Origin of the sequence: Gelidibacter sp. (genome assembly GCF_035515035.1) — a bacterium.
Taxonomy (GTDB): domain Bacteria; phylum Bacteroidota; class Bacteroidia; order Flavobacteriales; family Flavobacteriaceae; genus Gelidibacter.
On record NZ_DATJCA010000052.1, the window covers coordinates 1 to 8,692 of the forward strand.

An 8,692-nucleotide genomic window follows, 5' to 3' on the forward strand; every position below is an offset into this window, starting at 1 on the left:
CGAATTTCTCATGAAGGGCATTGAACTTGCCAACGACTGTGATCTCAAATTTAAAAGCAGTAAAAATCAACGTCTACTCGTTGAACTCACTTTAATGCAGCTTGCCTCTATCACTTTTGATGGAGAAAAAAAAAATAGCAGTCACTACATAATTCCAGCGTCCTATTTTAAGGCTAAAGGTATTACTCCGATTGCAGTAACTCTTCCTAAAAAAGAGGCCCCCATAAGTAACACCGTTGCTGAACCTATAGAAGCCCGTACTATAGCGCAGGAAAAACCAAATGTTTTAGTCCAGCCAGTGGTTCCTAAAATCGATTTGAAACCTGATCCGAAACGCACTTCCGGTCTTTCTCTAAAAAGTATTAGGGCTAAAAAAGAACATCTCATCAAACAAATGGAGGTCGTCATTGACCCCAATGATTTACCAAAAGAAGATTTCACACCTGAAGCCTTTCATAAAGCTTGGGAGGATTACGTTAAATCCTTAGATCAAAAAGGAGAGAAAATCATGGTGTCAATTTTGGAAATGAGCAAGCCCAAATTAAAAGGTACAGAAATACAAGTGGAATTCCCTAATGAGTCCCTTAAAATTGAGTTGGAACGTGCGCAGTTTCCATTGATGGAACATCTCAGAAAAGCAGTTAAGAATTATGATCTAACTTTACATGTTGAGGTCAATGAGGAAGCCGCAAAACAATATGCCTTTACACCCTTGGACAAATACGAGAAATTAAAAGAGAAAAACCCAAATATTGAACTTTTAAGAAAAACCTTTGGACTGGATATTTAATTTAAAAACTCATCTACACAACAGATACAACGCTCAAAGATAAGTGGCAAAACTTAGATGGTTTTAGAAACCTTGCGTCTTTAAAAAACTTACGACATATGAAAAACTCCCTTCTATTACTTGCTTTAATTTCAATTGTTTGTTTGAGTTGTGATGGCCGACAAACAAAGAAAGAAGCTTTAGAGCGCGCAATTTCTGAATTCAATTTAAAGAATACCAAATCGGAAATGGTCAGCTATCATCCTGAAGCTTATGTTGAAATAGTAACAGATACCCTTATTTCAAACGGTATGAATGTTCATATCAAAAACTACTCGCTTTTAGACGAACAAATTCTGATTTCAAATACATCAGATGCCACTTCCAAAGAAGTCAAATATCAACGTGTATTCGAATCTGAAATCAGAATTTCAAAAGCATCTAAAGATATTTTAAGCACCCATATTTCTGCTAAACAATTTAAAACTATGGATCCTGACCGTTTCTGGGATCATGCTACTTTACAGCATGTCTGGGTAAATCAGGAACTCTCAACCGAAGTCGCTATTAAATTGGATATTTCTTTCATCAATCCTAAAAACAATGCGTTTAAATTGTTCAGAATGTCCATTGATGGTTTTGGGAAACAAACTCTTAATTTAATTGATGAACGCGGTTAGATAAAATGAAATTAAAAATCGATACGGATTAAAAAATAAACCTCAGGGTTTTAAACTTTTAAATTATGCTTGGATTAAAATTACCTACGGACCCACGTTGGGTCAACATTGTTGAAAAGAATATTGAAGACATCTTAACAGATCATGCTTACTGCGAACAAAAAGCAACAAGTACAGCTATTTCTTTAATTGTCAGTTTTCCTGAATATACAGAGTTAGTGCAAGAAATGGTTGCTTTGGTCAAAGAAGAAATCAGCCATTTTAAAATGGTGCACGATAAAATTATCGAAAACGGTTGGACACTTGGGAGAGATCGAAAGGATGACTATGTCGTTCAATTGCTTAAGTTTTTCCCAAAAGGTGGAAGTAGAACCACACAATTGGTCCATAGACTGCTCTATGCAGCATTAATTGAAGCCAGAAGCTGTGAACGTTTCCGACTGCTTTCAGAAGAATTACAAGATAAAGAATTAGCTGAATTCTACAGGAAATTAATGGTGAGTGAAGCAAATCATTATACCATGTTTTTAGGATTTGCCAGACAATATGGTGATCGACAGGAAGTAGATAAGAAATGGAATGAACTTTTGGAGTATGAAGCGGAAATAATGACAAACCTGAGTATAGGTGAAACGATCCATGGATAGGCACTTATGAACCCTACCTAAATTGATGCACAAAGCAAACTCTAAAAAGCAAAAAGCTCCAAAATGAATGGAGCTTTGTTCTTTTTATATTTATTCGGTATTAAAGTCTGTAAGTAAATCCAAATTGCATCACACCTTGTGTGGCTTTAAGATTCAATTCTTCATCAAATACGTTCGAAATCCCGTATAGATAACGGAAATCGACGCCAAACTCATCGGTTATCATATATTCAGCAAATCCCACACCTGAGAAAACAAGGTTTTTAAATCCGTCCTGATGCTTATGGATTTTTAAACCCAATTGTGGTCCAACCCCAACCTTAAATCCACCAAAAACAGTGTAGTTCAATATGACTGGTAAATTCAGGTAATCCGTTTTATAATATTGTAAATTGGCGCCTTCTGGAGAATATTGTAATTCTGTCATAAGGGCCAAATTTTCGGTCAATCCAAAATCTACAAAAGCACCAAACACAAAACCAATTCTATGTGGATTGGGACGAATACCGTCAACTTCATAATCCATATTAGAGACATTGGCGGCAAAATGTACCCCGTAATTAATATCTTGAGAGAATGAGACCGTTGTAATTCCTACAATAAGTAAAAGAGTAAATAGTTTTTTCATAATTCTTGATTTGAGGCTGTGAATATATATTGAAAATTATTATTCCAATGAAATATTAGATATGTAACAATAAAAAGAAGATAAACGGCTATCTTATACCAAGTTTATACTTGATACCGTACCAAAGTAGACACTTTTAATAATTCCATCAGAAAGCCCAATTTTTGGAACGTAAATATACTTGGCGTTACTCCACTTCATGGCAGAAAGATAGATTCTAGTGGCGGGTATAATTACGTCGGCCCTATCTTGGTTAAGGTCTAATTCTGTAATACGCTCTTCATAACTGTAGGTTTGGAGCATGTTATAGTATGAGGTTAAATAGAAATATGTCAGTGGTTTGCCTGCTGCCCTGCCTGAAATCTTAAAGATTTTATTAATGTTTCCACCAGATCCCAAGAGGTCAATTTTTTCATAGCCTTTGGTATTTTGTTTGATCCACCCTTCCAATTCCAACCAGACTTCCTTTTGAACAATGTCATTCAACAATCTTACCGTTCCTATTTTAAACGATTTTGAAGCGGCAGTTTGTCCCTGATGAATCACAGAAAATTCAGAGCTTCCACCACCCACATCCACATATAAATATGTTTTACCCGGATCTATATAACTGTTCAAATCTGTAGCAGCGATAATGGCGGCTTCTTCTTCGCCATCAATAACATCGATTTTTATTTTGGCTTGTTTTTTAATGAGCTTTACAATATCGTCACCATTTTCAGCTTCACGCATGGCGGAGGTGGCACACGCTTTATAGGTCACAACCTTATGGGAAGCCATGAGCAATTTAAATGCGTTCATGGTGTCTACCAAACGCAACTCATTTTCTTTAGAAATCCTTCGATTCAAAAATACATCCGCACCTAACCGAATTGGGACCCGTACCAATGAGCTTTTTCTAAAAAGGGTTGGCTTTCCTTTTTGTTCAATTATATTTGAAATAAGCAAGCGTACCGCGTTGGAACCAATGTCAATAGCCGCATATTTTTTAATGGTCAACATAGTTTAATCTTGTAGTTTATTGGCATAATAATTATAGATCTCAAATTGTGACCTTACCTTTGGCAAATTATTACGTCTGTATTTATTTTCATGAGTGCCACACAATAATCGCGCCTTTACATTGTCATTCCAAGCAATATGAAAAACGTCCAAAAGCTCATTTTTAATGTCTTGGTCGTAAATAGGACAGGTGACTTCTACCCTATTTTCAATATTTCTTGACATCCAATCTGCTGAAGAAATATAAATTTTCGGATCACCATTATTACAAAATACCAATAACCTGGTGTGTTCCAAAAATTTATCAATGATACTGATGACCTCTATATTTTCGCTCATGCCTTTAATTCCGGGAACCAAGCAACAAATCCCTCTAACGATCATCTGTATCTTTACACCTGCTCTACTGGCTTCATAAAGCTTATCCACCATCATATAACTTGAAAGACTGTTAAGTTTTAGTTTTATATACGCGGGTTTGCCATTTTTGACGTTTTCTATTTCAGTATCAATAAGTTTAAACAATTTCGTTTTAGTGTAATGTGGCGAAACTATAATGTGCTTATATCTAAAAATGCGATAATTGGTTTCGAAAAAATCAAATACTTTGACCACATCTTTCAAGATTCTTTGGTCTGATGTAAATAAGGTATAATCCGTGTATAACGTAGCGGTGGATTCGTTAAAATTGCCAGTACTTAAAAATCCGTAACGTTTAATTTTATTGTTTTCCTCTCGTTCAATGACGCACATCTTGCTATGTACTTTGAGACCTTTAACACCAAACAGAAGATTGATACCATCTGCCTGCATTTGCTCGGCATAATCAATATTTGCCTGTTCATCAAAACGTGCCTGCAACTCGATAGCTACAGTTACTTTTTTTCCGTTTTTAGCGGCATTGATCAGGGAACTGGCCACGTGTGAAATTTGTGCCAATCGATAAATGGTAATCTTTATATTTTTCACTTTAGGATCTAAGGCTGCTTCCCTTAAGAATTTGACAATATAGGAAAACGTCTGATAAGGGGTATGCAACAAATAATCCTTTTTAGCGATATTATGAAAAATACTCGTCTCTAAACTTAGTCCTTTAATTGGGAGCGGTTCTATTTTTTCATACAGCAAATCTGTTCTTCCCAAACTTGGAAAATCCATGTAATCGCGTCTGTTATGGTATCGTCCACCAGGAATAACGCTGTCTTTGGCATCTATGCCCATCATGCTCATGAGTAACAATAACGTTTCGTCATCTATGGTTTTATCATAAACAAATCTTACAGGCTCTCCTATTTGTCGGTGTTTAACGCTATCTGAAATCTTTTCTATAAAACTCTTGCTCAGATCACTCTCAAAATCCAATTCGCCATCACGTGTGATTTTGATCATGTGGGCTGACACGGATTCATATTTAAAAATATTGAAAATATCATTCAGGCAGTACCGCAATAAATCATCCATCAAAATGATATAATTGTCGGGGCCTTTTTTTGGCAACACCACAAACCGATCCAAGGTTTTAGGAATTTCAATAAGAGCAAATTGCTTTTTCTGGTTGCTGAATACCATTTTAACGGCCAGATACGCAGCACTATCCTTTAAGGTTGGTAACTTCACCAATTCACTCAAAATAATAATTACCAATGCAGGACTTACACGCTGGATAAAATAGTTTTTTATAAACTTGTGCTGTGATTCGTCAATTTGTGTTTCATTGACGATATGGATATTTTTATCTTCCAACCGTTTGTGAATGGTTGCCAAGATCTCGAGGCTATCACTTTGTTGCTTAATGACAATTTGTGTGATAATTTCCAATAATTCGCCAGCTGAAATCCCTCCCAACTCGCTTTTACCAGTTTTTCCAGCTTCATCAATACGTTTGACCGTGGCGTATCTCACCTTAAAAAACTCATCTAAGTTATTGGAGAAAATACCCAAAAAGCGAAGGCGCTCAATAAGCGGGACCGTTTCGTCTTCAGCTTCCTGTAGAACGCGTTCGTTAAACTGTAACCAACTTAATTCTCTATTGATGTATGTATTGGAATTGATGTCTTTTATCATTAAGTGAGGACTGAATTTAATCAAACACAAATATATTCTATTTATAACTTAAAATAAAGGCGTTGCACAAGATATACTTTCACTTTTGAACTCCTTCGTCAATGAAACGCACAGCCACTTGTCCAAAACTCGCAGAACATCGTATGGACAGACCATACGGTTTATTTAAAATCCTTCGGTTTTAGGATCAGTTTCGTTTCACCTTGACTTACCTGTTCCCATTGATTAACGTTAAACTCAATCATGACTAAACCTGAGGTTGGCAGATTGTCAATGTCTGCATCTCCAAAACTATTGGCCAAAGATGTAAATGCATGGTTATGGCCAAATATCATGATTTTCTCCAAATCATTATCTAAAGATTTTATAAAGCGGCGCACTTGATTGCCCCCAAAATCATACAGATGCTTATCAATAGTCAATAACTTCTTTTCCAAACCCAGATTATCCATAAACAGCTGACAGGTAGTTAGTGCACGGTTGGCAGGACTTGAGTAAATGGCCTCAGGATTAAAATTATAAGCACCAAACGCCTTGGAAACTAAATTTGCATCAGTAAAACCTCGCTTACTTAAAGGACGGTTTAAATCACTGACATCGTGGTCCCAAGAGGATTTGGCATGCCTTACTAGTACAATTGTTTTCATTTTATACTCGATTAAATGCATATTTTATCGACAAAGTGTTGCATATGTCCTTCTTATCGATTATTTTCGTCTCTTCAACATTTATTTTTGTTTTAACTAATTGTTATCTGTTGCTTTGTTCACATAAATTAATGTAAATGACCCCAAATCAAAAACATGTTAATGAATCCATTCCAGCATTGGTTTGCAGTGCCTCTTCCCTCTACGTATTTAAAGAATTTTATTTTAGGCACATTCGTTTTTAATTCACGATAGCTTAAAATAAAAACAGATTGCTTGGCTGCCTATCAAAAAAAGGTCGCTAAGTCATAAAACAATTAGATTAAATAAACATTTTAGGACTATGAACTCCAAATTTAACACAAAGTTTTTAAGTATGATCATACTTATTGGACTTTTCTCTGGCACTGCTTTTTCACAAAAAAATGTCATCCATAATTTGTCCGATCGCGAACAGACTCTTGCCCAAGGCGCTACTATAAATAAAAGAAGCTCTAAGAAAACTTCAGATTTTCCTTTTGACTTACTTTATGACTTAAAAACTACTGTTTATGTCAAAAATAATAGTATTTTGAATGTTGAAGGTGTTGGTGCGCCAGTGGTCTTAAAGTTTCTGGATACACAATCCTTTAATTTTGTTTCCACAGGCAATTCTCTTTACGATCAAATTGAACTTATCACCATTAACTTGAGTTCAGTAAATGATTTGAGAAATCCGTTTAATGTGGATGCCATTAGAGGTTTTAGCAATTTGAAATACATCTATTTAAAATGTGAGTTTGAAATTTCCGAAAATCAGATCCGGTCGTTCCTTCAAAATGCAGATCCGGAGATCGTTTTCTTTTTCAGTTCTTATAAACGTTCATAATACCTACTGACTTCTTTAAAAGTTATCACTATGAAAAAACTATACTCCGCAAAATCAAATAACTTAAAACCAATACTAAATCTAGTATTGGTTATGGTTTTAGCATTATCTCCCACTTTGTTTACTTATGGTCAGGTGAAAGTTCCTTTTACACCTCGATCTTCAGTATTTACTCCGGGAAAAACCATCTATAATGTAAAAGGTGATTTTACCATGATAGGAAATACCAACCTCACCTTGGTAAATTATACTGACGATGGTAATAACGCTGACGACATGAAATATGTGGATGTGGACAATGATCCCAACACGTTAAATTCTTCATCGGCAACGCTTACATTTTCAGATGAGTTTGGTGCAGTTCCAGACTGTTCCAATATTGTTTACGCAGGATTATACTGGTCAGGAAGAGCCGGAGCAGAAAACACATTTACCGTAACCAAGAATGTGGAGGTAAATAACCAAATTGTTCCGGTGACTAAAACTTTCGATAAAAGAAAAATATCCATTAAAGGACCTAATGCAACAAACTATACTGAATTAACAGCAAATCCCAATGACATTTATTATCCATCAGGAGTTGATGACAATATGTACTCAGCATATGTTGATGTTACAGATTACGTTAAAAACAATGGTCAAGACGGCGTCTATCATGTTGCTGACATGGCTCTTGTAGAAGGTGATGGTGACGACATCGGTTATTTTGGGGGCTGGGGAATGGTGGTCGTTTATGAAAATTCACAAATGAAATGGAGGGACATTACCGTTTTTGATGGCCATGCATATATAAAAGGTCACGCCACATTAAACCATACATTAGATGTTGTAGGATTCAATTCTACACAAAGTGGTCCTGTCAATTTAAGATTAGGCATTATGGCCGGCGAAGGAGACAGATCAATCGGCGGTGATTATTTTAAAATTCAAAAACAAAGTGATAATACATACCAACCGTTAAGGCACGACGGGAACAGTATGACCAACTTCTTTAATTCTACCATAAGAACTGAAGGGGCAAGAAATCCAAATTTATTGAATAATACCGGATTGGACATCACCATGTTTGACCTTGACAACATTAATAATTCCATTATAGGTAACAATCAAACGTCCACACGTTTCCAATATGGATCGACACAGGATTCCTATATTATTTTCAATATTACGTTTGCTGTAGATGCCTATATTCCAGAATCTGAAGGATTACTTTCTATACAAAGCATTGCCGGGAATGCGGTCAACGCTCCTTACGTTGCCCTTCCAGGTGATGAAATCGAATATGGTTTGGAAATTAGAAACAAAGGCACAGAGCCTATCGAAAACGCAAAATTAGTTATTCCGATTCCGTTTACTTCTGAATTTGTTCCAGGAAGTATCAGTTTTA

General features: G+C 35.8%; 7 protein-coding genes and 2 pseudogenes. 5 read left to right on the forward strand and 4 right to left on the reverse strand.

Going from position 1 to position 8,692, the window contains the following annotated elements:
* From VLZ86_RS04515 to VLZ86_RS04525, 3 genes and pseudogenes are all read left to right on the forward strand, one after another.
* Positions 1-790: pseudogene (locus tag VLZ86_RS04515) on the forward strand (DNA polymerase III subunit gamma/tau); the annotation flags it as partial.
* Positions 791-888: 98 nt separating this feature from the next.
* Complete coding sequence (locus VLZ86_RS04520; protein WP_325449179.1) at positions 889-1,449, forward strand: hypothetical protein; 561 nt, start codon at positions 889-891, stop codon at positions 1,447-1,449.
* A 65-nt stretch (positions 1,450-1,514) separates the two neighbouring features.
* Positions 1,515-2,096 (forward strand): tRNA-(ms[2]io[6]A)-hydroxylase, encoded by a 582-nt coding sequence (locus VLZ86_RS04525; protein ID WP_325449181.1) that lies wholly within the window; start codon positions 1,515-1,517, stop codon positions 2,094-2,096.
* Positions 2,097-2,196: 100 nt separating this feature from the next.
* On the opposite strand, the gene VLZ86_RS04530 is transcribed toward VLZ86_RS04525, so the two are convergent.
* From VLZ86_RS04530 to VLZ86_RS04545, 4 genes are all read right to left on the reverse strand, one after another.
* A complete protein-coding gene (locus VLZ86_RS04530; RefSeq protein ID WP_325449183.1) occupies positions 2,197-2,724 on the reverse strand; it encodes an outer membrane beta-barrel protein in 528 nt (175 codons plus the stop codon).
* A gap of 93 nt (positions 2,725-2,817) precedes the next feature.
* The gene (locus tag VLZ86_RS04535) at positions 2,818-3,726 is read right to left on the reverse strand and encodes an exopolyphosphatase (protein WP_325449185.1); all 909 of its coding nucleotides are present in this window, start codon (positions 3,724-3,726) and stop codon (positions 2,818-2,820) included.
* Between the two features lie 3 nt (positions 3,727-3,729).
* On the reverse strand, positions 3,730-5,790 hold the full coding sequence (gene ppk1 / locus VLZ86_RS04540) for a polyphosphate kinase 1 (protein ID WP_325449187.1): 2,061 nt from the start codon (positions 5,788-5,790) through the stop codon (positions 3,730-3,732).
* Between the two features lie 161 nt (positions 5,791-5,951).
* Complete coding sequence (locus VLZ86_RS04545) at positions 5,952-6,437, reverse strand: histidine phosphatase family protein (protein ID WP_325449189.1); 486 nt, start codon at positions 6,435-6,437, stop codon at positions 5,952-5,954.
* Positions 6,438-6,780: 343 nt separating this feature from the next.
* Between VLZ86_RS04545 and VLZ86_RS04550 the strand changes: the two genes are divergently transcribed.
* Both VLZ86_RS04550 and VLZ86_RS04555 read left to right on the forward strand, forming a co-directional pair.
* On the forward strand, positions 6,781-7,305 hold the full coding sequence (locus VLZ86_RS04550; protein ID WP_325449191.1) for a hypothetical protein: 525 nt from the start codon (positions 6,781-6,783) through the stop codon (positions 7,303-7,305).
* A 30-nt stretch (positions 7,306-7,335) separates the two neighbouring features.
* Positions 7,336-8,692: pseudogene (locus tag VLZ86_RS04555) on the forward strand (hypothetical protein); the annotation flags it as partial.

Excerpts from the sequence above, each read along its gene's own strand:
- VLZ86_RS04520 (WP_325449179.1), top strand. The coding sequence starts at position 889 with ATGAAAAACTCCCTTCTATTACTTGCTTTAATTTCAATTGTTTGTTTG.
- VLZ86_RS04525 (WP_325449181.1), top strand. The coding sequence starts at position 1,515 with ATGCTTGGATTAAAATTACCTACGGACCCACGTTGGGTCAACATTGTT.
- VLZ86_RS04530 (WP_325449183.1), bottom strand. The coding sequence starts at position 2,724 with ATGAAAAAACTATTTACTCTTTTACTTATTGTAGGAATTACAACGGTC.
- VLZ86_RS04535 (WP_325449185.1), bottom strand. The coding sequence starts at position 3,726 with ATGTTGACCATTAAAAAATATGCGGCTATTGACATTGGTTCCAACGCG.
- ppk1 (WP_325449187.1), bottom strand. The coding sequence starts at position 5,790 with ATGATAAAAGACATCAATTCCAATACATACATCAATAGAGAATTAAGT.
- VLZ86_RS04545 (WP_325449189.1), bottom strand. The coding sequence starts at position 6,437 with ATGAAAACAATTGTACTAGTAAGGCATGCCAAATCCTCTTGGGACCAC.
- VLZ86_RS04550 (WP_325449191.1), top strand. The coding sequence starts at position 6,781 with ATGAACTCCAAATTTAACACAAAGTTTTTAAGTATGATCATACTTATT.